Source organism: Pandoraea sputorum, assembly GCF_000814845.2.
Taxonomy (GTDB): domain Bacteria; phylum Pseudomonadota; class Gammaproteobacteria; order Burkholderiales; family Burkholderiaceae; genus Pandoraea; species Pandoraea sputorum.
The window spans coordinates 4,839,671-4,862,799 of sequence record NZ_CP010431.2 but is presented as its reverse complement, the minus strand read 5'-3'; the positions used below and the strand labels follow the sequence as shown (position 1 = coordinate 4,862,799).

The 23,129-nt window shown below is 63.7% G+C and carries 23 protein-coding genes; 13 read left to right on the top strand and 10 right to left on the bottom strand.

Annotated elements, in window-relative coordinates:
• Positions 1 to 175 precede the first annotated feature (175 nt).
• From NA29_RS21460 to NA29_RS21450, 3 genes are all read right to left on the bottom strand, one after another.
• Entirely contained in the window at positions 176 to 790 is a 615-nt protein-coding gene (locus NA29_RS21460; protein WP_039393031.1) for a pyridoxamine 5'-phosphate oxidase family protein, read from the bottom strand.
• Between the two features lie 99 nt (positions 791 to 889).
• The gene (locus tag NA29_RS21455) at positions 890 to 1,216 is read right to left on the bottom strand and encodes a DMT family transporter (RefSeq protein WP_039401347.1); all 327 of its coding nucleotides are present in this window, start codon (positions 1,214 to 1,216) and stop codon (positions 890 to 892) included.
• Between the two features lie 13 nt (positions 1,217 to 1,229).
• Complete coding sequence (locus tag NA29_RS21450; protein ID WP_039393029.1) at positions 1,230 to 1,898, bottom strand: glutathione S-transferase family protein; 669 nt, start codon at positions 1,896 to 1,898, stop codon at positions 1,230 to 1,232.
• Between the two features lie 102 nt (positions 1,899 to 2,000).
• Between NA29_RS21450 and NA29_RS21445 the strand changes: the two genes are divergently transcribed.
• A complete protein-coding gene (locus NA29_RS21445) occupies positions 2,001 to 3,236 on the top strand; it encodes a transketolase-like TK C-terminal-containing protein (RefSeq protein WP_052252298.1) in 1,236 nt (411 codons plus the stop codon).
• A 27-nt stretch (positions 3,237 to 3,263) separates the two neighbouring features.
• Here NA29_RS21445 and NA29_RS21440 read toward each other — a convergent pair whose 3' ends face one another.
• A complete protein-coding gene (locus NA29_RS21440) occupies positions 3,264 to 3,725 on the bottom strand; it encodes a MarR family winged helix-turn-helix transcriptional regulator (protein ID WP_039393026.1) in 462 nt (153 codons plus the stop codon).
• Between the two features lie 170 nt (positions 3,726 to 3,895).
• Between NA29_RS21440 and aceE the strand changes: the two genes are divergently transcribed.
• Entirely contained in the window at positions 3,896 to 6,571 is a 2,676-nt protein-coding gene (gene aceE / locus NA29_RS21435) for a pyruvate dehydrogenase (acetyl-transferring), homodimeric type (protein WP_039393024.1), read from the top strand.
• A gap of 109 nt (positions 6,572 to 6,680) precedes the next feature.
• Here aceE and NA29_RS21430 read toward each other — a convergent pair whose 3' ends face one another.
• Together NA29_RS21430 and NA29_RS21425 are read right to left on the bottom strand one after the other, a co-directional pair.
• Positions 6,681 to 7,307 carry a LysE family translocator gene (locus NA29_RS21430; protein WP_039393022.1) on the bottom strand — a complete coding sequence of 209 codons (627 nt, stop codon included), beginning with the start codon at positions 7,305 to 7,307 and terminating at the stop codon, positions 6,681 to 6,683.
• Positions 7,308 to 7,424: 117 nt separating this feature from the next.
• Positions 7,425 to 8,201 carry an NAD(P)H-dependent oxidoreductase gene (locus NA29_RS21425; RefSeq protein ID WP_039393020.1) on the bottom strand — a complete coding sequence of 259 codons (777 nt, stop codon included), beginning with the start codon at positions 8,199 to 8,201 and terminating at the stop codon, positions 7,425 to 7,427.
• 122 nt (positions 8,202 to 8,323) lie between these two features.
• Between NA29_RS21425 and NA29_RS21420 the strand changes: the two genes are divergently transcribed.
• On the top strand, positions 8,324 to 9,217 hold the full coding sequence (locus NA29_RS21420) for a LysR family transcriptional regulator (RefSeq protein ID WP_224791894.1): 894 nt from the start codon (positions 8,324 to 8,326) through the stop codon (positions 9,215 to 9,217).
• Between the two features lie 3 nt (positions 9,218 to 9,220).
• Here the strand turns inward: NA29_RS21420 and zapE are convergent, their stop codons facing one another.
• On the bottom strand, positions 9,221 to 10,267 hold the full coding sequence (gene zapE, locus NA29_RS21415) for a cell division protein ZapE (protein ID WP_039393017.1): 1,047 nt from the start codon (positions 10,265 to 10,267) through the stop codon (positions 9,221 to 9,223).
• 332 nt (positions 10,268 to 10,599) lie between these two features.
• Between zapE and NA29_RS21405 the strand changes: the two genes are divergently transcribed.
• Both NA29_RS21405 and NA29_RS21400 read left to right on the top strand, forming a co-directional pair.
• Positions 10,600 to 11,136, top strand: coding sequence for a glyoxalase superfamily protein (locus NA29_RS21405; protein WP_039401342.1), 537 nt, complete (start codon positions 10,600 to 10,602; stop codon positions 11,134 to 11,136).
• Between the two features lie 15 nt (positions 11,137 to 11,151).
• A complete protein-coding gene (locus NA29_RS21400; protein WP_039393014.1) occupies positions 11,152 to 12,012 on the top strand; it encodes an arylamine N-acetyltransferase family protein in 861 nt (286 codons plus the stop codon).
• Between the two features lie 83 nt (positions 12,013 to 12,095).
• On the opposite strand, the gene NA29_RS21395 is transcribed toward NA29_RS21400, so the two are convergent.
• The gene (locus NA29_RS21395) at positions 12,096 to 13,334 is read right to left on the bottom strand and encodes an MFS transporter (protein ID WP_039393013.1); all 1,239 of its coding nucleotides are present in this window, start codon (positions 13,332 to 13,334) and stop codon (positions 12,096 to 12,098) included.
• A gap of 98 nt (positions 13,335 to 13,432) precedes the next feature.
• Here NA29_RS21395 and NA29_RS21390 point away from each other — a divergent pair, with 98 nt between their 5' ends.
• Positions 13,433 to 14,410 (top strand): LysR family transcriptional regulator, encoded by a 978-nt coding sequence (locus NA29_RS21390; protein WP_167370910.1) that lies wholly within the window; start codon positions 13,433 to 13,435, stop codon positions 14,408 to 14,410.
• A 10-nt stretch (positions 14,411 to 14,420) separates the two neighbouring features.
• On the opposite strand, the gene NA29_RS21385 is transcribed toward NA29_RS21390, so the two are convergent.
• Entirely contained in the window at positions 14,421 to 15,371 is a 951-nt protein-coding gene (locus NA29_RS21385; RefSeq protein WP_052252297.1) for a LysR family transcriptional regulator, read from the bottom strand.
• A gap of 190 nt (positions 15,372 to 15,561) precedes the next feature.
• Between NA29_RS21385 and NA29_RS21380 the strand changes: the two genes are divergently transcribed.
• From NA29_RS21380 to mmsB, 3 genes are all read left to right on the top strand, one after another.
• Positions 15,562 to 16,800 carry an ABC transporter substrate-binding protein gene (locus tag NA29_RS21380; RefSeq protein WP_039393011.1) on the top strand — a complete coding sequence of 413 codons (1,239 nt, stop codon included), beginning with the start codon at positions 15,562 to 15,564 and terminating at the stop codon, positions 16,798 to 16,800.
• 77 nt (positions 16,801 to 16,877) lie between these two features.
• Positions 16,878 to 18,377 (top strand): CoA-acylating methylmalonate-semialdehyde dehydrogenase, encoded by a 1,500-nt coding sequence (locus NA29_RS21375; RefSeq protein WP_039393010.1) that lies wholly within the window; start codon positions 16,878 to 16,880, stop codon positions 18,375 to 18,377.
• Between the two features lie 31 nt (positions 18,378 to 18,408).
• Positions 18,409 to 19,338, top strand: coding sequence for a 3-hydroxyisobutyrate dehydrogenase (gene mmsB, locus NA29_RS21370; RefSeq protein ID WP_039393008.1), 930 nt, complete (start codon positions 18,409 to 18,411; stop codon positions 19,336 to 19,338).
• A gap of 108 nt (positions 19,339 to 19,446) precedes the next feature.
• On the opposite strand, the gene NA29_RS21365 is transcribed toward mmsB, so the two are convergent.
• Positions 19,447 to 19,875 carry a hypothetical protein gene (locus tag NA29_RS21365; protein ID WP_231965086.1) on the bottom strand — a complete coding sequence of 143 codons (429 nt, stop codon included), beginning with the start codon at positions 19,873 to 19,875 and terminating at the stop codon, positions 19,447 to 19,449.
• Positions 19,876 to 20,061: 186 nt separating this feature from the next.
• Here NA29_RS21365 and NA29_RS21360 point away from each other — a divergent pair, with 186 nt between their 5' ends.
• From NA29_RS21360 to NA29_RS21345, 4 genes are all read left to right on the top strand, one after another.
• Positions 20,062 to 20,973 (top strand): bestrophin family protein, encoded by a 912-nt coding sequence (locus NA29_RS21360; protein WP_039393007.1) that lies wholly within the window; start codon positions 20,062 to 20,064, stop codon positions 20,971 to 20,973.
• A gap of 111 nt (positions 20,974 to 21,084) precedes the next feature.
• Complete coding sequence (locus NA29_RS21355; protein WP_039401336.1) at positions 21,085 to 21,441, top strand: ArsR/SmtB family transcription factor; 357 nt, start codon at positions 21,085 to 21,087, stop codon at positions 21,439 to 21,441.
• Positions 21,425 to 22,372: an SRPBCC family protein gene (locus tag NA29_RS21350; RefSeq protein WP_039393005.1), complete on the top strand. Its 948-nt coding sequence runs from the start codon at positions 21,425 to 21,427 to the stop codon at positions 22,370 to 22,372. The genes NA29_RS21355 and NA29_RS21350 overlap by 17 nt, the downstream gene beginning before the upstream one ends.
• A 246-nt stretch (positions 22,373 to 22,618) precedes the next feature.
• Entirely contained in the window at positions 22,619 to 23,029 is a 411-nt protein-coding gene (locus NA29_RS21345) for a DUF4148 domain-containing protein (RefSeq protein ID WP_072633351.1), read from the top strand.
• The last annotated feature ends 100 nt before the right edge of the window (positions 23,030 to 23,129 follow it).

Here is a 23,129-nt window from a genome sequence, read left to right as displayed (position 1 = left end):
AGTATTGGGCGGAGTCATGACGAACTGATGAAATGAAGTGAAAGTTCGGGAATTCGGGATGCGGAAGGTGGAAGGTTGAGGACGCAGTGTAGCGACGACCTAAGGTCACCTAACGATACGGGCAGCGAGGCGCATCGGTGGCGAAGCGCTTACGCGGCCCGATGCGTTCCATCCGTCAATACAGACCGGCGACCGTGTTCTTCTGAAGATCGCGGTCGTAAGTTTCCGCGTCGAAATGACCGCCGCTCAGACGACGATGCATCGCGCCGGTGCTCGGCAGGCACTCGCGGGCGATCTGCGTCGCCTGATCCCAGAGATGTGAGCGAACGATGGCTTTCGCGCAATGGAAATACACGCGATCGATCGATACGACGATCACCGTTTTGGGTAGCTTGCCGTTCACATCGAAGCGCGCGAGCAGGTCGGGGTCGACCGAAATGCGCGCACGGCCGTTCACGCGCAACGTCTCGCCGATGCCAGGGATGAGGAACAGCAGCGACACGCGCGGATCGGCAATGATGTTGCGCAGATTGTCGATGCGATTGTTGCCGGGACGGTCCGGCACGGCGAGCGTCCGTTCGTCGAGAATCTGGACAAAACCGGCCGGGTCGCCCTTGGGCGAACAGTCCGTGCCTTCCTCGCCGACGGACGCCAGCACCACGAACGGGCAGGCTTTCACGAACGCCTGATAGTCCTCGTTGAGGTACGTCAGTTCCTTCCAGATCGCGCGTTCGCCCGGCTCGCCGTAGATCGCTTCGAGTTGTTCGACGCTGCTCACATCGTGATTCATGTCATCGCCCCATCACTTCAGGTGTCCGTTATAGCGGGCAGTATAGAGGGTGGCATTGACGCGCGTAAGGCAGTCCATCAGGCCCACATCAGGACTACATCACGCGGCATCCCCCCCTGTGAACCGCAGTCCTGCTATGCCCACGATTGCCAGCGTGAGAAAGCCGACGCGGCTCCACGTCAGCGACTCCCCGAACCAGAAGATGCCGACGGCCACCAGTCCAACCGTCCCGATGCCTGTCCAGATAGCATAGGCCGTGCCGACGGGCAGCGCGCGCAATGCCAGCGCCAGCAGGTAGATGCTGGCAAGCGCGGCGGCAATGGCGAGCGCACTCGGGAGCACGCGCGTCCAGCCCTGATTGAGCTTGAGCGCGAGCCCCATCGCGATTTCCAGTGCCGCGGCGAGCAGCAGGTAGATCCAAGCCATCGCATTCATCGTGTTACGCCTCCTGCGCCTCGGTTGTCTCGGACGCGCCGCGATTGGCCGCAATCGCCTTTTGCACGGCAGGACGCGCCTCGATGTCCGTCAGCCATTGCCGCACATCGGGGAACGGCGTCAGGTCGAGGTCCAGTTCGTAGTGCGTACGCAGCCACGCGAAGGCCGCGATATCGGCAATCGAATACTCGTCCGTCGCGAGATAGGCCGATCTGGCCAGCTTCATGTCCACCACGCCGATCAGCCGCAGCGACTCCTTGCGATAGCGCTCGATGGCCTCGGCGTTACGTGTCTTCGAGCCGTGCAGGAACCACCAGAGCTGACCCAGCATCGGGCCGATGCCACCGATCTGAAAGTGCAACCATTGATTGACGGCAATCGCCTTCGCCTGCGTCGTCGGTTGCAACACGCCGGTCTTCGTCGCGAGATAGGTCAGGATCGCGCCCGACTCGAACACCGTGAGATCGCGCTCATGGTCGACGATCACCGGAATCTTGCCGTTCGGATTCAGCGACAAAAACGCGGGTTGCTTCTGTTCGCCCGCAGAGAGATCGACGTTCACCTGTCGATGCTCCAGCCCCGCTTCGTGCAGATACAGACTGACCTTCAGGCCGTTGGGCGTGTTGGCGGTGTAGAAGGTGAGCGGCGGGTGGTTGGGATTCTTGGCGTTCATGGCGTTCCTCGGGAAGTTGTCTTGATTTGCGATTGCAAATACAATGATTGCAATTGCAATCGTATGTGTTTCCACGACGAATCACAAGATGTGAGGAATGTCATGAGGGAATGGGTGAGCCGGGGCCGTGCCGCAGTGGAGGGACGAAGCGTGCCGGACGAGGTCACGCGGCAGGCGGCGCTCGCCTGCATCGGCAAGTTGCGCGCGGTACGCAGCGCAGGGCAGACGCCGGTGTCGCCGTCGGGTGCGATCGCGACGCTGACGCATGCACTATCGGAGGGCGAGACGTCCGACAAGGTCTGGATCGTCGACTCGGATGCAGAACTCGCGCCACCGCCGTCGAGGGATCCGGCATCGAAGCGAAAGCGAAGTCGTAAGCCTGTGCCGCTCGCGAGCGCCATCGTCACGTGGTTCCGCTCCGCCCCGGCGCGCGAACGTCCGCTGCTGTACCTGCTGCATTCACCGACGTTGCGCGGTGTGCTGAGCGCCGGCATCGAAGCGGCGGGACTGAGGGACGCCCAGGACGCTCAGGACGCCAGGGCAGGACGGCGTGGCATTTTCGTCAACGACGCCACCATCTGGTCGCCGGACCGGTTCCAGCGCGTTCGCCCGGAATTGCCGTTGTGGCTCGCGGCACAGGCCGAATGGCTACCGTACGATCCGGCGTCGGCGCAGGAGTTGAAGGCCTTGCTGTGCGCGGCGCTCGACGCGCTGTACGTACGCGGTGAATCCGGTTTTTGCTATCTGAGCGCGCATGAAGCGCCCCACGCGCCATCGCGCGCCCTCACGCGCAGCGATGCGCGCAATGCTTTCAAAGGGATGTACCGCCTGCGCACGTTACCCGACACGAATCCGCCGTACGTCGTTCGACTGTGCGGGGCGGGCAGGGCGTTGGCGAACGTGCTGGAAGCCGCTCGCTGGCTGCAACTCGACTGGGGCGTGGCGTGCGAGGTGTGGAGTTGCCCGAGCTATACGCGTCTGGCGCGGGAAGCGGGTGAGGCGGAGCGTATGGCGTTGCAGCGCCCGGATCACATTGCCAATGAGGCGCATCTCGTGCAATGCCTTGGCGACGGCAGTGCGCCGGTGCTCGCCGTCACCGGCTACGCCCGCCACATCGCCAATCAGATCGGCGCGTTCATGCCCGCCCGTTTTGCCGCGCTGGGCAGTGACGATGCGGACATCGGAAACGCGACGGACGAAAGCGGCGAGCGTTTAAGTACCGGCGACGCACCCGGGGTGCGATGGATCGTACTCAACGCGCTGCGTCTGCTGGTGGACGAGGGCACGTTGCCGCGCACCCGCATCGCAGACGCCACGCGTCGTTACGGCGTGGTCTGATCCCGCGACCGGAAGGTGCGATTGACTTTATCGCGCCTTGGTCTCCGACAGAAACGCTTTCGCGGCCGTACTCGCACGATCCAGCGCCTCGGCCACAGGCGCGACGTCCTTCTCGCGAAACTGGCTGAGGAACAACTCCGCCACGGTGGACTGGTAGACCTTCCACATCTTCTTGCGAAGCGCGCGTCCCTTGTCGGTGATGGTCGCGTAGGCCGCGCGTCCGTCGTCCGGATCGCGCATGCGCGTCACGAGCCCTTCCTGCTCCAGACGGTCGATCAGGCGCGTGAGGTTGTAGCGCTCGATGGCCAGTACGTCGGCCAGTTCGTGCATGCGCCGCGTGCCTTGCGGGCCGCTTTCCAGCCCCCACAGCGTGTCGTACCAGGCGTAGGCGGGCAGGTCGGCCTGCGCCAGACGGCGCTCGATCTCGCGAATCATCGTGCGGTGCGCGCGCACGAAGGAGAACCAAAGATCGGGATCAGGCGTGCTCATGAATGTCCTTGTCGATGTCACATGTGAGTTGCAGATGCAATTGTACATGGCTAGAATGGCCGGCATGACGATTGCAAATGCAATCCATTCTGCGTTGTTGCGGTCGTAATCGCTATCGCGAACCCCCGTCGCGATCCCTACTGTGGTTCGTGATCTCAAGGAGACATGTCATGACTCAATTGCCAGTGGCGGCGGGTGCCGACACCGATATCCAGGAAACGCGCGAATGGCTCGACGCGCTCGAAGGCGTCACCACCGTTGAAGGCCGCTCGCGCGCCCACTTTCTGATCGACCGTCTTGCCGCATGGGACTTTGCGCAGCACGGCGATTTTCATACCCGGGTGACGACCGATTACGTCAACACGATTCCCACGTCGCGCCAGCCTGCTTATCCGGGCGACCTCGCCATCGAGCGCCGTCTGAATGCCTTCATCCGCTGGAATGCGATGGTGATGGTGCTGCGCGCGGGCAAGCATTCGAACGTGGGTGGCCACATCGCGACGTATCAGTCCGCGGCCGTGCTGTACGACGTCGGTTTCGATCACTTCTTCCGTGGCCGCACCGATACGTTCGACGGCGACATGATCTACGTGCAGGGGCATTCCGCGCCGGGCATCTATGCACGCGCTTATGTCGAAGGACGCATCACGCAGGCGCAGCTCGACAACTATCGTCGTGAAGCGGGACGCAGCGGTATCTCGTCGTACCCGCATCCGCGTCTGATGCCCGACTTCTGGCAGTTCCCGACGGTGTCGATGGGCCTCGGCCCAATCACCGCCGCGTATCAGGCGCGCTTCATGCGCTATCTCGAATACCGTGGACTGAAGCAGCATCAGGGGCGCAAAGTCTGGGCGTTCCTCGGTGACGGCGAGATGGATCAGCCGGAATCGCTCGCCGCGATCTCGCTGGGCGGACGAGAGCGCCTCGACAATCTCGTCTTCGTCGTGAACTGCAATCTGCAGCGGCTCGATGGTCCCGTGCGCGGCAACGGCAAGGTGATTCAGGAACTGGAAGGCACGTTCCGGGCGGCGGGTTGGAACGTCATCAAAGTGGTGTGGGGCAGCGGCTGGGACGCGCTGCTGGAAAGCGACGTTCACGGCTTGCTGCGCGAGCGCATGATGGCGTGCGTCGATGGCGATTATCAAACGTTCAAGTCGCAGAACGGTGCGTATGTGCGCGAGCACTTCTTCGGCACGTCGCCCGAGTTGCTGGCGATGGTCGCGCATCTGAGCGACGACGAGATCTGGCAACTCGCACGCGGCGGTCACGACGCGCTGAAAGTCCACGCCGCCTACGCGCAAGCGATGAAAACCGAGGGCCGTCCGACCGTCATCCTGGCCAAGACCGTGAAGGGCTTCGGCATGGGCGAAGCGGGCGAGGGGCAGAACGTCAATCACCAGTTGAAGAAGATGAGTGCCGACGCGGTGCGCGCCTTCCGCGACCGCTTCGATTTGCCGGTGAGCGACGAGCAACTGGCCGAGATGCCGTACCTGCGCCCCGAGCCCGACAGCGCCGAAGGCCGCTACTTCGCCGCGCGTCGTGCGGCGATGGGCGGTCATCAGCCCGCACGCTTCGGACTGCGTGCGCCGCTTGCGATCCCGCCGCTAAGCACTTTCGCCGCACAACTCAAGGATTCGGGCGAACGCGAGATGTCGACGACGATGGCGTTCGTGCGCATTCTCACGACGTTGCTCAAAGACAAGGAGATCGGCAAGCGCGTGATTCCTATCGTGCCCGACGAATCGCGCACGTTCGGCATGGAGCCGCTGTTCCGCCAGATCGGTATTCACTCGTTCCAGGGACAGCGCTACACACCGCAGGACGCCGGACAGCTCAGCTACTACAAGGAAGCGCTCGACGGTCAGATTCTGCAAGAAGGCATCAACGAGTCGGGGGCGATGGCGTCGTGGATCGCGGCGGGCACGTCGTACAGCACGCACGACTTCGCCACGATCCCGTTCTATATCTTCTATTCGATGTTCGGCCTGCAACGCGTGGGCGACCTCGCCTGGGCCGCTGGCGACGCACGCACACGTGGCTTCATGCTCGGAGCGACGTCCGGTCGCACTACGCTCATGGGCGAAGGCCTGCAACACGACGACGGTCACAGCCACGTGCTCGCGTCCGTCATCCCGAACTGTGTCGCGTACGACCCCACGTTCCAGTTTGAGCTGGCCGTGATTCTGCAAGACGGCATGAAGCGCATGTACGTCGACGATCAGGACGTCTACTACTACGTCACGCTGCTCAACGAGAACTACGCGCACCCGGCCATGCCTGAAGGTTCCGAGGCGGGCATTCTCAAGGGGCTGTACTTGCTACGTGAAAGCGACGCAAAGGCCGATGCCCCGCGCGTACAACTCATGGGCAGCGGCGCGATCTTGCGGGAGGTCATGGCGGCGAGCGAATTGCTGCGCGACGACTTCGGCGTGCAGAGCGATCTCTGGAGTGCGACGAGCCTGACGGAAGTGCGTCGTGAGGGGTTGGCCGTCGAACGCTGGAATCTGCTGCATCCGGACCAGACGCAGCGTGTGCCGTACGTCCAGCAATGTCTCGCGCAACGCACGGGGCCTGTCGTGGTGGCGACGGATTACATGAAGATCGTCGGCGACCAGATTCGTCCGTTCGTGCGTGACCGTCGCTTCGTTACGCTCGGCACGGATGGCTTCGGCTGCTCGGATACGCGCGAGTCGCTGCGCACGTACTTCGAGGTGGATCGTCACTTCATCGTGCTGGCGGCGCTCGGTGCGCTGGCCGACGAGGGACGTGTGCCGCGCGAGCGTGTCACTGAGGCGATCCGCAAGTACGGTATCGATCCGGAGAAGCTGGACCCGGCAACGGTTTGATGGGGAAGTAGAGAGGGCGAAGCCAGAGGTGGAGCCAGAGGCGGAGCCAAAAGCGGGAAGGTGAAGCGCGGTGCGGGGGCGTGTCGCGCTTCACCTGAACGTTTGGCGCTCAGTTGCCGGTTTTGCGATACAACGCCAGACCGCCCGCGAGCGAGAACATGACGACGGCGCACACACGGTTCAGTCGCTTGAGACCACGTGCCGTCATCAGACGCGCGGCCTGCACGCCGCCGGTCGCGTAAAGCGTCATCACCAGAATATCCACGCCAGCGGAGACCACCGCCAGCACGGCATACTGCGGCGCGAGCGGCATCGACGTATCCACGAATTGCGGCAGAAACGCCGAGAAGAACAGCAGAATCTTGGGATTGGTCAGCCCGACGCCGAAGCTGCGCAGGAAGACGCGTCCAGCACTCAGATCGGACTTGATCCGCACCTGACTCAGGTCTTGCGGATGGCTGCGCCAGAGTTGAATCGCGAGCCACACAAGATACGCCACGCCGACCCACTTGACGGTGGCGAAGAGTGTCGCCGACGCCATGAGCACCGCACCGAGCCCTGCGCCCACAGCGGCCACGACCAGCAGGTCGGACAGTGCTGCACCGCACATCCCCACGAGTACCACACGCCAGTTGCCCGAAATGCCGTTGGCAAGGGCGAGCAGCGTCGTCGGACCGGGGATCAGGCCACCGATCAGCGCGGCGGTGGCGTATATCGCAAGCGTGGAGAGATGCATGAGGCGGCACCGGTAACGGAACGAAAGACGCCAGTCTTGCAGATCGAGTGCCAAGCGGCAAGCGACCGGTACTTGCGGACCACTATCGGATCGCGCCTGTGCCTCGCGAAGCGCCCTTCAAGCGATGTGCGCGGCGTATCCCGTTCTGTCCGTTGCAATATCGTCCCGAAGCGTCAGCGCAGGAATCTCGTAGTCGCCGTAGTTCTGGCGGCGATACGGAATCGGCGCCGTCGTCGCGAGCGTGTCCAGAGGCTTGCCTAAATCGCGCGTGATCGTGGCGAACGCTTCGGCATCCACCCGCGACGAGCGGAACGTCACGAACGGCGGCAGCACGTCGAAGCCGGGATAGAACAGCATGCCGTGCTGAATCGGGAACAGAACGTCGTCGATCGGCCCGTTGATGCCGCGCGCGCTGTAATGCGAGTCCCAGCCGCCGGTCGTCACCACAAGCATGGCGCGCTTGCCCGACAGCGAGCCTTCGCCGTAGCGGTCGCCCCAGTGCGTGTTCGAATGCTCGCCCACGCCATAGGCGAAGCCGTACGCATATACGCGGTCGAACCAGCCCTTCATGATCGCGGGCATGGAGAACCACCACAGCGGGAACTGGAAGATCACCGTATCGGCCCAGCGAAGCTTCTCCTGCTCGCGGGCGATGTCGGCGCGCTGCGTGCCGTCGAGGAACGCCTGCTTCGAGTCGAGCGATGCGTGAAACGGCTCAGCCGGATCGCGTTGCGGCGCGTCGCGCTCGTCGATTGTGGTCTTCCATTGCATCGCATACAGATCCGAGACTTGCACGTGATGACCGGCCGCCTCCAGATGCTGGACGGCGAAGTCGCGCAGCGCACCGTTGAGCGAGCGCGGTTGGGGATGGGCGTAGACGATCAGGACATTCATTTTCAGACTCCGTGGCCTTGCGGCGTATTCGATGCCATCGCTTCATTCGGGATGGGAATGAATGCAGCTTAGAGAGGTGCGCGGTATATTGGAAATGAATTCCTGATATGGCAGGTATAACCATGGTTAATTTGCGACGTCTCGATCTGAATCTGCTCGTCACACTCGACGTACTGTTGGCCGAGCTCAACGTTACGCGCGCGGCTGAGCGGTTGCACATCTCCCAGCCAGCGGTGAGCGTGCATCTCGCGAAGCTGCGCGAAGTGCTGGAAGACCCGCTGCTGCTGCCGGGGCCGCGCGGCATGCGGCCGACTGCTCGGGCAGAGTCGCTGCGCGAACCTTTGCGTGAAGCGCTTGAATCGCTCACGCGCGCCGTGGCCCCGGCGGCACCGTTCGAACCGGCGAACGCCGATCTGACGTGGCGCATTACCGCGACCGACTACACCGAATCGACGATTGTCCTGCCGCTCATGCAGCAGTTGCGGGCACACGCGCCGAAGACGCGGCTGGCGGTCTACGATCTGGTCCCTTCGCGGCTGTCACGGCAGGCGGAGCAGGGCAACATCGACATCGTCTTTCACACGACGGAGAACGCGCCGGACGGCTTGCGTCGCAAGGCGCTCTTCACCGAGCGCTATGTGCTGGTGGGACGGCGAGGGCATCCGAAGCTCAAGCGTCGCCCGACACTCAAGCAGTTCTGCGAACTCGATCACAGCATCGTCTCGCAGGACGGTGGCGGCTTTCATGCCAGCACTGACGACGCGCTGGCCGCGATGGGCCTGTCGCGACGAGTCGTCTTCTCCGTGCCGCACTTTCTGTTTCTGCGCGCGGCGCTCGCGAGTACCGATCTCGTCGCGATGGCCCCGGAGCGCCTTGTGCGCGACGATCCCGCGCTGCAACTCATGGCACCGCCCATCGATCTTCCCGGCTTCGAGATCTCGATGTACTGGCACGAGCGCGTGCATCGCGACCCGGCGCATCGCTGGCTGCGCGAAGCGATTGTCAGCGTGGTGTGACGTTCAGCGATCGGGCGTGAGCGTGCGTCGCTCGTAGTCCCGCGATCCCATCTCCGCCAGACGGCTGATCGTGCGCGACAGATCGCGCCAGTCGCTTAGCGCATCGAGTGCAGGGATGAGCGGCGCGTCGGATGCGACCAGCAGCGTTCGCTGCCGGTCGTAGCAAATGTCGACGAGCCAGAGAAAGCGTTGCAGCGTGTCCGGGCGGCGCAACTGATCGACGTGCAGTTCGTCCACAATCAGCGCCTGCCACTGTTCGGCAAGACCGAGGTAGTCCAGATGCGAGCGGTGGGCCACGCACAGCGCCTCGAAGTCGGCCCACACCACGCGCTCACCTGCGCTGCGCACCCCCAGGGCGCGACCGGCCACCGTGACGTTTGACGGGGCGCTTGCCGGGCTACCCTCCAGCGCTTCGTAACACGCAGGCAGGACCTCATGCGCAGCTGCCAGCGGCGCAAGCCAGCGCGGCATCGACGCAGCATCGCCGCCCATCCGGTAGTCGGTTGCGCCGTCGAAATGCACGATGGCGAAGCGCTGAAGAATCACGGCGATGGTCGGCTCGAAGCGCTCGTGAAACTCGGGGTCGGGCAGCAACTGGGCGGGGGCGTAGTTCGACGTCAGCACCAGCCGCACGCGGCGTGCGAGTGCAATGTCGAGAAAGCGTCCGATGAGGAAGGCGTCGGCAATGTCGTGGACGTGGAATTCGTCAAAGCAAAGCAGTTCCACGCCGTCCAGCCAGCGATTGGCCACGGCCGCGAGCCGGTCGTCGCACTTCGGCTCGCGCACGAGCTGACGGTGGATTTCGCGCAGGAATTCGTGAAAGTGCACGCGGCGCTTCTCGCCGTCGGCGACGGCGAAGGCGGCGTCCACGACAAGGCTTTTGCCGCGTCCGGGCAGGCCATAGCAATAGACGCCATCGTGTGCTGCCGTCCCACGAGGCGCCCCCGGCGACGAGAGGCTCGCGAGCACGGCGATGGCGTCGCGTTGACGACGGTCGGGGGTGATGTGGCGCTCGGCCAGCGCTTGCGTAATACGCGTGGCGTCGATCATGGACGCAGGACTCCGGAAGACTGAGGCCGATGCATGGGGATCATGCGCCCGGCCGACGAGCGCCACTATACCGGCGCGCCGCATGGCAGGCCAATGCGGAATTCCGGGCGCCGCCATCGCATTTCGGCATCGCCACGGCGGCGCGCTTCGGCGGCCTGCGATTGCTGCTAGAATTGCCGCACGGCCGATGCTGCCTGCCGCTCGCACCCGATCCGGGGACGGTGAAAGCATCGCAGGCATCGCATGTCCGTCCCGTTCTCCGGGCGACGCGCATCAGCAACGCGAGCACTGATCGAATGCGTCGCCATTGAACGCTATCAAGGATGGCCAACATGCGAACCTATCTCGACGCCAAAATCATGGCCAAGTCCCTGCGCGAACGTCTCGCGCGCGAGGGCATCGACATCTCCCACGCACAGGCACTGGAATCCGTCGCCGCGCAGTTCGGCTTTGCGGACTGGAACGTGCTCGCCGCCAAACTGGCCGCTGCTGCGGTCAGTGACGGCATCGTGTTCGACACCGTCGCCCCGATTCACCGGATCTTCGACGAAGCGAAGGCGCGTGAATTCTACGTCGACTTCCTCGGCTTCAAGCTTGATTGGGAGCATCGCTTTGCCGACGGTATGCCGCTGTACTGCCAGGTCTCCCGTGCGGGCATGACGCTGCACTTGTCCGGCCATTTCGGCGATGCCAGCCCGGGGGCGACGACGTTCGTCTTCATGCGGGGTGTCGAAGCCTATCAGCGCGACCTGTCTGGCAAGCGTTATCCCAATATGAATCCCGGCATCGAAGCACTCGACTGGGGCAAGCAGATGACGGTGACCGACCCATTCAATAACCGCATTCGCTTCTGCGAATCGAACGACTGACGGAGGAAGGCCGGTATGTCCCAAGATTTCGATCCTGCGCGCTATTTTCGGCGCATCGGTTATACCGGCCCCCGCGAAGCCACGCTCGATGTGCTGCGCGCGGTGCATTCGTTGCATCCGCTCGCGATTCCCTTCGAGAACATCGATCCGATACGCGGCGAAGCGGTGCATGTGGATCTGCCGTCGGTCGTCGCCAAGCTGGTCGACGGCGAACGCGGCGGTTACTGCTTCGAGCAGAATGCGTTGTTTGCCAGTGCGCTCAAGTATCTCGGGTTCGACGTCACGCCACTGATCGGACGCGTCTGCTGGGGCCGCACCTTCGAAGCGGAAGCACCGCTCACGCACATGCTGCTGCGCATCGAACTCGACGGCGAATCGTGGCTGGCGGATGTGGGCTTCGGCTCGGTCACGCTGACGGCGCCGTTGCGTCTGAGCGCGTCGGGCGAGCAGGCCACGCCGCTCGAAATCTTCAATCTGACGCCGGTGCCGGTGGGCGACGGTCATACCGTCGGCGAATATCGTCTGAGCGTGAAATCGGCGCAGACATGGCTGCCGACGTATCGCTTCACGCCGCGTCCCGCCGAGTGGATCGATTACAAGCTCGGGAACTGGTACACGTCGAGCGCGCCGGACTCGATCTTCACGAATCACCTCATGGCGTGCCGGGTGTTGCCGCAAGGGCGTCTCGCGTTGCTCGATACCAAACTGGTCGAACGCGGTCCGAAGGGCGACGTGATCGCCGAGACGAAAATCGGTTCGGCGTCGCAACTGGCCGACGCGCTGGCCGGACGCTTCGGCCTGAATCTGACCGACGTCGATACCGACGAGTTGTTCGCGCGAGCGCTTGCGGGCGCCGCCAAAACAGTCCAGCGCTGAACACCCGAAACACAAAGAAAAAGGGCCTTGCAGACAGACCGTCCGCAAGGCCCTTCTTACATGCGTTCCTCAATACGTCTACATCAGTGTGCCGACGTCGTGCCCGGCCACATCCGCACGGCCAGCGCACCGAGCGCGGACAGCATGGCGAGCGATGCGACGCCCGTCCAGCCCCAATGCGCCAGCGCCTGCGAGCCGAGCACCGAACCGAGCGACATGCCGATGAACACACAGACGAACAACACTGCGTTCAGACGGCTGCGGGCAGGCGGTTCGATCCCGTACACGATGGTCTGATGCGAGATCAGGGCGACCTGCACGCCAAGGTCGAAGCCGATGGCGCCCAGACCGATCAGCCACAACTGGGCATGCGGGCTCAACAGCGGGGCGAACAGCATCGCGGCGAACGACACGGCGACAAGGCCTGCACCGAGGCGCGTCACGATCTGAGGGCCCTTCTTGTCCGCGATACGACCGGCAATCGGCGCACCGAGCGCACCGGCGGCACCGGCCAGACCGAACGCACCGGCGGCGGCTGCGCCCAGATGGAACGGCGCTTCGTGCAGCATCACGGCCAGCGTCGACCAGAACGCGCTGAAGCCGACCGACAGCAAGCCCTGTGCGAAGGCTGCCCGGCGCAGTGCCGGGTGACGACGCCACAGACTCGCGACCGAGCCGATCAGTTGGCGATAGGACATCTGCGTCGTCGGATGGAACGACGGCAGGCTGCGCCACGCCACCACACCGAACCCCGCGACGCTGATGGCTGCGACCACATACATCGCCCGCCATCCGAAATTCTGTGCGACGAAGCCCGACACCACGCGGGACAGCAAAATCCCGAGCAGCAGGCCGGTCATCACGGTGCCGACCACACGTCCCCGGATCGACTCTGGGGCGAGGGTGGCGGCCGCAGGCACGATGTCCTGCGCCATCGTCGCCGTCAGACCGATGGCGAGACTCGCGACGAGCAAGGTGCCGATGCCCGGGGCAAAGGCCGCCAGCAGCAAGGCCAGCGTCAGAATCGCGCCCTTGACGAGCACGATGCGGCGGCGGTCGATGATGTCGCCCATCGGCACGAGCAGCAGAATCCCAAGGGCGTAACCGAGTTGGGTGAGTGTCGGCACCCATCCCACGGTCGTGTTGGCCGCGTGGATGTCGACGGTCATGATGCCGAGCATCGGTTGTGCGTAGTACAGCGAGGCGACGGTCAGGCCCGTGCCCGTTGCCAGCAACAGAATCAGTCGTGCGGACAGCGCCGGCTGCGGCCGGGGCGTCGCACGGCTCGCGTCGGGGGCGTTCGAAATTTGCGCGGAACTCATTGCTTGAGGCTCCAGTAAGAAGGTACGGGGCGTAGTGTCTCGCTTGGTGCGGTGCAGCGGTAGACCTATAATCCGTACAACCTTTATACGTGTGACGTATGACAGAGCCACTCGATCCCCCGTCCTCCGCATCGCCTTCGGCCCTCAGACCCGGCGGCGCCGATCGCGTCGAACTGATGCAGACCTTCGTGCGCATCGTTGAATCCGGCAGCCTGTCGGCGGCGGCGGCGCAGCTTGGCACCACGCAGCCGACCGTCAGCCGACGGCTGCAAATGCTGGAGCGCTCACTGGGCCTGCGACTGCTTCAGCGCTCGACCCATCGCATGAAGCTCACCGAAGACGGCGAGCGTTGTTTCGCGCGCGCCAAGGAGCTTGTGACCAGTTGGGAGGCGTTCGAGGCCGATCTGCGCGGCACGGGGGCCGAGCCGGAGGGGACGCTGCGCGTGCTGGTGCCGCACGCGTTCGGGCAGGACATGATGATCGGGCCGCTGGCCGACTTTCTCGATCGCTACACCGGGATGAAGGTGCACTGGTTTTTGCAGGATCGCGAGCCGGACTTCATTGCCGAGGGCATCGATTGCGCGATTCACGTGGGCGAATTGCAAGATCCGTCGAACGTCGCGATCCTGCTGACCGACGTGCCGCGCATCGTCGTGGCGTCGCCCGACTTGCTCCGGGGGCGCCCGATGCCCGAACATCCCTCGGAACTGACGGCGTTTCCGTGGCTCGCACTCACCACGTTCTATCGGACGGACATCACGCTGACGCATCGCGAGACGCACGAGAGCGAGCGCATCACATTCGACCCGCGCATGAGTACGGACAATCTGTTCGCGTTGCGCAGTGCCGCATTGCGTTGTCTGGGCGTGGGCGTGGCGTCGGCGTGGGTGATGGCCGAAGACATCGCGCAGGGACGTCTGATTCAACTCGTGCCGAAATGGCGCTCGACGCCGCTGCCGATGTATCTCTTGTACCCGTACGCGAAGTATTACCCCGCGCGTCTGCGCCGTTTCGTCGAAGCGATGCGCATCGCGATTCCGACCGTGATCGAGGATGAGCAGCGCAAGATTCGCTGAGCGCGCGGCGTCAGGTCAGTAGCAGTTGTCCGGCCTTGCCTTGCAACAGGGCGTCGTTGCGCTGCGCGGCGTCGCGCAGGTAATCCCACAGCACCGTAATGCGTTTGAGCGTGCGCAATTCTTCGTGGCAGTAGATCCAGAAGCTACGCGTGACGACCACATCGTCGACCAGCAGCGGCACGAGTCGCGGGTCCTGCGCCGCCATGAAGCACGGCAGAACGGCCAGCGCTTCGCCCTGCAGCGCCGCCTGATACTGCGCGATGACGCTCGTGCTGCGCAGCACGACGTTGCACCCCGGCACGATGTCTTCCAGATAGCGCAACTCGTTGCTGAACGAGAGTTCGTCCACATAGCTGATAAAGCGACGCCCGGTGAGATCGGCGAACGTCGCTACGTCACCGTACTGCGCGAGATAGCCGGGCGTGGCGTACAACTGCAAGCGGTAGTCGCACAGCTTGCTGCAGACGTACGGCCCCCGTTGTGGGCGCTCGATGGTGATCGCCAGATCGGCCTCGCGCTTGGAGAGGCTGACGAAGCGGGGCACCGGCAATACGTCGAAATCGATGGCGGGGTATTCGCGCTGAAAGCGTGAGAGTACGGGCGTGACGAAGTACGTGCCGAACGCTTCCGTCGACCCGATCCGCACATGACCCGAGAGCGTTTGCCCCAGGCCCGCAACCTGTTCGCAGGCCGATTGCAGGGCCGTCTCCATCTGCTCGGCATACACGAGCAGTTGCTGACCTTCGGGCGTGAGCGCGAAGCCAGCGTTGCGCGACTTGTCGAAGAGCAGCGTGCCGAGCGCCTGCTCCAGCGCACGCACCCGTCGCGACACCGTCGTGTGATCGACGCCCAGCCGTTGCGCCGCCGCACTCACGCGCTGCGTGCGCGCCACTTCCAGAAAGTACCGAAGGTCGTCCCAGTCGGGACGCGGCTCTGCGCCCGACGCCCCGGCGATGCCCATCGACCGGGCGATTCTCGTCGCTCCGCTGTGCGCCATACCCCCGCTCCCATGTGAAGTCGCTATGTGCAATTCTGCACAAAGTAGATGCAGATTTTCGCTATGTAAAGCAAATTCGCACAAATACAATTTATGAGCGCCACGCATAGACGTCGGCGACGAAAGCATAAAAGACCTGAAGGAGACAAAAGCGATGAAGATCAAGCCGTGGCTGCTCGCGCTGGGACTCGGTGCGGGCTTGGGATTGTCGTCAGCCGGAACGTTTGCGCAGTTGCCTGACCGGCCCGTCAAGGTGGGCGTGCTCACCGATATGTCGGGCACGTATTCGGCGATGGGCGGGGCAGGGTCGGTCGTGGCCGCACAAATGGCCATCGACGACTGTCTGGCCGCCGAGTGCAAGGGAATGAAGGTCGAACTGGTGTCGGCCGACAACCAGAACAAGGCCGACGTCGCCGCCAACAAGGCGCGCGAATGGTTCGATCGCGACAACGTCGACGCGATTGCCGATCTGACGAACTCGGCGGCGGCGCTCGCCGTGCAGAAGCTCGCGATGGACAAGCAGCGTGTCGTGCTGTTCTCCGGACCGGCGACTACGCGCCTGACCAACGAAGACTGCTCGCCCACCGGATTCCACTGGATGTTCGACACGTACTCGCAGTCGGCCGCCACCGCCCGCGCCGTGGTCGGCGACGGCGGCAAGTCGTGGTACTTCATCACCGTCGACTACGCCTTCGGGCACTCCCTGGAAAAGGACGCCGCCGATATCGTGAAGACGCTCGGCGGCACGGTCGTGGGCCAGTCGCGACACCCGCTCAACGCGTCCGATTACGCGTCGTTCCTGTTGCAGGCGCAAAGCTCGAAGGCGCAGGTCGTGGCGCTCGCCAACGGTGGACAAGACACCGTCAACGTGCTCAAGCAGGCGCGCGAATTCGGCATCGTGCAGCGTGGCCAGAAACTCGCCGCACTGCTCGTGTTTCTGTCGGACGTGCACGCCCTCGGCCTGAATACGGCGCAAGGGCTGCTGTTTACCGACGGCTTCTATTGGGACTTCGACGACGCCTCGCGCACGTGGTCCGACCGCTTCCAGAAGAAGTACAAGAATCTCAAACCGACGATGGTGCAGGCCGGTGTGTATTCGAGCGTGCTGCATTACCTGCGCTCGGTCGCCGCGGCAAAGAGTGTGGACGCGAAGGTGGTTGCGCAAAAGATGCGTGAATTGCCGATTCGCGATCCGATCATGCACAACGCGTCGATTCGTCCGGACGGACGCGTGATTCACGACATGTATCTGTTCCGCGTGAAGTCGCCCGCCGAGTCCAAAGGCCCGTGGGATTACTACACTAAAGTGGCCACCGTCCCCGCGACGGAAGCCTTCCAGCCGCTGTCGAAGTCGACCTGTTCGCTCGTGAAGACGAACACGGCAGCGAAGTAACCGACATCGGGCCGTCACCCGACGGCCCTCAACCCTTACCCGAATCCCTGCATTCGTTTCGATCTGGAGAGCGTGTCATGTCCCTACCCACCATTCCGTTGCTTATCGATGGCAAGCGTGTTGAATCGAAGACGTCGCAGTGGCGCGACGTCGTGAACCCGGCCACGCAGGAAGTCGTCGCGCGCGTGCCGTTCGCCACGACCGACGAACTCGATGCGGCCGTGGCTTCCGCCAAGGCGGCCTACAAGGGCTGGCGCAACACGTCGCAGGCCAATCGCATGCGCGTGATGCTGCGCTTTCAGCAATTGCTGCGCGATCACACGGGCGAACTTGCCGAACTGATCACGCGCGAGCACGGCAAGACGCTGCCCGACGCCGAAGGCGAAGTCGGGCGCGGTCTCGAAGTCGTGGAGCACGCCTGCTCGATTGCGTCGCTGCAACTCGGCGAGTATGCGCAGAACGCGGCCGGTGGCGTCGACGTCTACACGCTCATCGAGCCGCTGGGGGTGTGTGCGGGCATTACCGCGTTCAACTTCCCGGTGATGCTGCCGTGCTTCATGTTCCCGCTGGCCGTCGCTACGGGGAACACGTTCGTGCTGAAGCCTTCGGAGCAAGATCCGAGCGCGTCGCTGCGCCTTGCCGAACTCGCACTCGAAGCCGGTCTGCCGCCGGGCGTGCTTAACGTCGTGCATGGTGGCCCGGATATCGCGAACGCGATCTGCGATCACCCGGATATCAAGGCCGTGTCGTTCATCGGCTCGACGCATGTCGGCACGCACATCTATCGTCGTGCATCGGAAGCGGGCAAGCGCTGTCAGGCGATGATGGGCGCGAAGAATCACTGCGTGATCCTGCCGGACGCAGATCGCGAGCAAGCCATCAACCATTTGCTCGGCGCGGCCTTCGGGGCGGCGGGGCAGCGTTGCATGGCGACGTCGGTGGCGGTGCTTGTGGGCGAAGCCCGCGAGTGGGTGCCGGAACTGGTCGAGCGCGCCCGTGCGCTCAAGGTTGGACCGGGCACGGATCGTAAGGCTGACGTTGGACCGTTGGTCTCGAAGCAGGCGCGCGCGCGTGTGGAGAAGCTGATCGGCGCGGGGGCGGAAGAGGGCGCGAAGCTGTTGCTCGACGGACGGGGTCACTCGGTCAAGGAAGCGCCGGACGGCAACTTCGTCGGTCCGACCATCTTCGACGGTGTGACGGCTGAGATGTCGATCTACCGCGAGGAAATCTTTGGACCGGTGCTGTGCATGACGGGCGCCGAGACGCTCGACGACGCGATTGCCTTCGTCAACGCGAATCCGAACGGTAATGGCGTGGCACTGTTCACGCAGGATGGCGGTGCGGCGCGTCAGTTCCAGAATGAGATCGATGTCGGTCAGGTCGGCATCAACCTGCCGATCCCGGTGCCGGTCGCATGGTTCAGCTTCACCGGTTCGCGTGCGTCGAAGCTCGGCGATCTCGGCCCGAACGGCAAGCAGGCCATTCTGTTCTGGACGCAAACGAAGACCGTCACGGCACGCTGGCAGGCACGCGGCACCGGCCCGTCGGGTGTGAACACCACGATCACGCTGAAGTAACGCACCCTTCCACGGATTTCGGAGACAGACGATGGCTACGGAAACTCAACAAGGGACGCTGCGCGTGGCGTTCATCGGCCTGGGCAACATGGGCGGTCCGATGGCGGCGAATCTGGTGAAAGCCGGACACGCCGTGCGCGGCTTCGACCTGTCCGGCGAAGCGGTGGAGCGACTTGCCGCAGCCGGTGGCCGCGCGGCGACATCGATTGCCGATGCGGTGCGCGACGCGCAGGTCGTCATCACCATGTTGCCCGCGGGCGAGCATGTGCTTGCGGCGTACGACGGCCCCGAGGGGGTGCTGGCAAACGCGACACCGGACGCTGTGCTGATCGACAGCAGCACGGTGCCGCCGGAGATTCCGCGTCAACTGGCGAAGCTTGCGCGGCCCGGTACCTTGCTGCTCGATGCACCGGTTTCGGGCGGCACGGCAGGTGCGGCGGCGGGCACGCTGACTTTCATGGTCGGCGGCGACGCGGCGCTTGTAGAGCGCATGCGCCCGCTGCTGGGCAACATGGGACGCGCAATCCACCACGGCGGCCCGCTCGGCGCAGGGCAGACGCTCAAGCTGTGCAACAACATGCTGCTGGGTATTTTGATGGCGGGCACGAGCGAGGCGCTGCGGCTGGGCATTGCGAACGGTCTCGACCCGAAAGTACTCTCGGCGGTGATGCAGCAAAGCTCCGGGCGTAACTGGACGCTGGAGGTTTATAACCCCTGCCCGGGCGTGATGGAGAATGCGGCGTCGTCGCGCGGGTACACCGGCGGTTTCGCGACCGATCTGATGGCGAAGGACTTGCGTCTCGCGCACGGTGCGGCCGAGTCGAGCGACGTGGCGACGCCGCTAGGCGATCTCGCGCGCCGTATCTTCGAAGTGCACCGCGCAAACGGGCACGGCGGGCTCGATTTTTCGAGCATTTTCCAGGACCCGGTCACACTGGCGCAGGCACTGAATGTGAAGTAACGCCTTCGCGCATCGAGTGAGATGCGCGAAGGGAAAAGCGCCCGTCGGCATCGTGCCTGACGGGCGTTTTCGTTGGTCGTTGCAGACTCGACGGGCGCGTTCTTCCGATCAACCGGCGATCATGCGATGCATCTGGTCGAGCTCCTGATTGAGCGCGCGTTGTTCGTCCGGCGACAATCCGCCACCGTGCTGTGCGGCCATGTCGCGTGCTTCCTGCGCAATGGCGTCGAGGCGACGATGCAGATCGTATCCACGCGGCGGCGGGTAATAGCCCTGATTCACGTGGTTGTCGATGTCGCGCGACTCGTTGCCGATGCGACGGTCGATCTGCTCACGGCGCTGCACGGCCACGGTGTGCGGGTCCTGTTCGACGACGACACGGGCGGCCGGAGCCGGGCGCGGCGGCTCGACCACGCAACCCGACAGGCTGCCGATCACGCCCGCCAGTCCGGCGAGCAGGGCAATCGCGGCCAGTCCGCGGGGCTTGCCGGGGCGACCGGCGAGTTGTTTGCGAGAAGTCGTGTGTGGGACGTTCATGATCGTTATTGACCCAGAGGTACGCCAAGACGGCGTATCAGCATTCTCACGAAGCGGGGACGGGCCGAACAGCGATGTTGCAATCGGTTGCAACCATTTCAATGACGCAAATATCGGCGTATCATCCGGCCCCAACGGCTACCCCCACAGCCGGTTTCTCAGCGCTTGCGAGCGCCATTCGTCATCATGATCGTCCGTCCCAATCTGCATTGGCTGCGCATGCTGTTCGTCGTGCGTGGCTCGATCTTGCCCAAGATCGCTCCGCAGCTCATCTTCACCACGATCATTTCGGTTGTCGTTACGCTCGCGCACGGGCGCATCTTCGAATGGAAGATCCCGCTCACGTTTATCCCGTTCTCGCTGATCGGCATTACGCTCGCGATCTTTCTCGGCTTCCGCAATACCACCAGCTACGCCCGCTACTGGGAAGCCCGTGTGCTCTGGGGCAGTGTGCTCAACGAGACGCGGGCGCTGTCCCGTCAGTCGATGACGCTTGTGTCGGATACCTCCGATTCGCCGCGCTTCGTCGCTTATCTCATCGCCTTCGTGCACGGTATGCGCCACCAGTTGCGCGGTACGGACCCGCGCGCCGACTTCGAGCGTCTGCTCGATAAGGAAGACGTGGCGTGCCTCAAGCGCAAGCAGTTCAAGCCGATCACCCTCTTGCTGATGGCGGGCGAGTGGCTGCGCGAGCGCCGCATGCGCGGGCAGATCGAAGCGCCGCTGGCACAGGTGATGGAGATGCATCTGGACCGCCTCGGCGAAGCCATCGGCGGCTGCGAACGCATTGCCACCACGCCGATTCCGTTCACGTACGGCGTGATTCTGCACCGCGTGACGTACCTCTACAGTCTGCTGCTGCCATTCGGGCTGGTCGACTCCATCGGACCGATGACGCCCGTGATCGTCGCCTTCATCTCGTACACGTTCTTCGCGCTCGAAGCGGTGAGCGCCGAGATCGAGGAGCCATTCGGTCTGGAAGCGAACGATCTGGCGCTCGACGCCATGTCCGAGACGATCGAGCAATCGCTGTGGGAAATCCTGCATCGCCAGCACACGGCGCAAGTGCGGGCGCGCGAGCACCACATCATCACCTGAACCGTCTGAGTCCTCGGCGGCCGGGAGATGGAGCGGGTCGCCGAAGTCTTTCCCGAAAAAATTAATACTAAAGTTCTTGCTTTAGTATTTAACGCGACTATACTCAAGCACATGCTTGACCATGACAACACCCTCGATCTGACTTTTCAGGCACTGGCCGACGCCTCTCGCCGAGCGATGCTCGTGCGTCTCGCGCAGGGGCCGGCGTCGGTGAGCGCGCTTGCGCAGCCCTTGTCGATGTCGTTGCAGGCGGTCATGCAGCACCTGTCCGTGCTGGAGAGTGCGGGGTTGGTGCGAACGGAAAAGGCGGGACGTGTGCGCACGTGCCGGATCGAACCTCAGGCGCTGAGCCTCGCAGAGCGATGGATCAACCAGCGCCGTCACGAGTGGGAGGGCCATCTCGACCGATTGGGCGAGTATCTGGCCAGCCTGCCGCCCGAAGGAGACCTTCATGACGACAGCAAGTGAAGCAAAAGCGAGCACGCAAACGCGTCCGCTCACCGTTGGCCGCACGTACGCCGTAGCCCGCGACGTGGTGTTTCGCGCATGGACCTCGACCGACGCCGTCAAGCGCTGGTTCTGCCCGACCGGTTACACGGTGCCCGAAGCGCAGATCGATGCTCGCGAGGGCGGCGCTTTCGATCTGCGTATGCAGTCTCCCGAAGGCGAGTCGCACTGGATTCGCGGGCGTTTCGTCGAAGTCGATGCGCCGAAGCGTCTGGTCATCGACATGAAAGTGACCGACGAGAAGGGCCACGCATTGTTCAGCGCGCTCACCACGGCGAGCTTTACCGATGTGGCGCAAGGCACGCAGCTCGACGTCGAGCAACGCTATACGGTGCTCGACCCCGCCTTCGCATGGATGCCGGAAGGTGCAGGGCAGGGATGGACGCAAACGCTCGACAAGCTGGGACGCGAAGTCATGAAGGAAGCCGAAGCGCCAACGCAGCGTAGCGTCGTGCACGGCACGTTCCGTATCGAGCGTCAGTACCCGGCATCGCCCGCGCGCGTGTTCCGTGCGCTGGCCGAGCGCGAAGCGAAGGACCGCTGGTTTGCGCGCAGCGAAGGGCTGACGCTGATCGAACGCACGATGGACGTGCGCCCCGGTGGACGCGAAGTCGCAAAAGGCAAATGGCCGAATGGCATGGTCTCGACCTTCGATGCGCTCTACTACGACGTTGTGCCGGATACGCGTGTCGTCTATGCGTACGAGATGCATCTGGACACGCGCAAGATCTCGGTGTCGGTCGCGACCATCGAGATCAAGGCACGCGATGGCGGCACGCATCTCGTCATGACCGAACAGGGCGCGTTTCTGGACGGTTACGACGATGCGGGTTCGCGCGAGCGAGGCACGAACTTCCTGCTCGACGCACTCGGCGCATCGCTCACGGACTAACGATTTCGGAGACGTCTCGCCAACGTCTTCCGACCCTTACAACGCCGCTGTCCACCGGATTCGACCGGCGGCAGCGGCGTTTCGCGTTTCGGCTTCGCACCAATTCAGTGCATTAATTCTCATCAAAAGACGCAATAGTTCCTCGACAAATATCGCGTTTTTCATTGCATGCGCGAGTTCTAGACTTCTTTCCATCGACGGCGCAATTCAAAACAAAGTCGTCGCAACATGACAGGAGTTAGGAAAATGAACCGCAAGAACATCGCAATCGCACTTATCGCCGCTGTGGCCTCCCTTGGCGCCGTTGCTAGCAACGCTGCCGAAAACGGCAACAACTATCCCGAAATCGCTTCGCAAGGCCAGCCGCTCACGCGTGCTGCCGTGCAAGCCGATCTGGCTCAGGCTCGCGCCAACGGCCTGATCCCGCAAGGCGACGCCGACTATCCGGTGTACGTTGCCTCGGGTGAGAGCAAGACCCGCGCCGAAGTGAAGACGGAACTGGCGCAAGCCCGTGCTGAGGGCCTGATGGCACAAAACGACCAGGACTACCCGGTTGCAGCCGTCGCCCAAGGCTCGAGCGTGTCGCGCGCCGACGTCAAGCAAGAGCTGGCTCGTGCCCGCGCTGCTGGCCAACTGGACGAGTTCCAAGGCAGCTGATCGCCGCGCGGCTGATATCGCCGCAGTAGTAGAAAGGTCAAAAGCCGTCCCGGGTGTGATGCCCGGGACGGCTTTTTTGTGTTTGCGATCCGTCGCAACG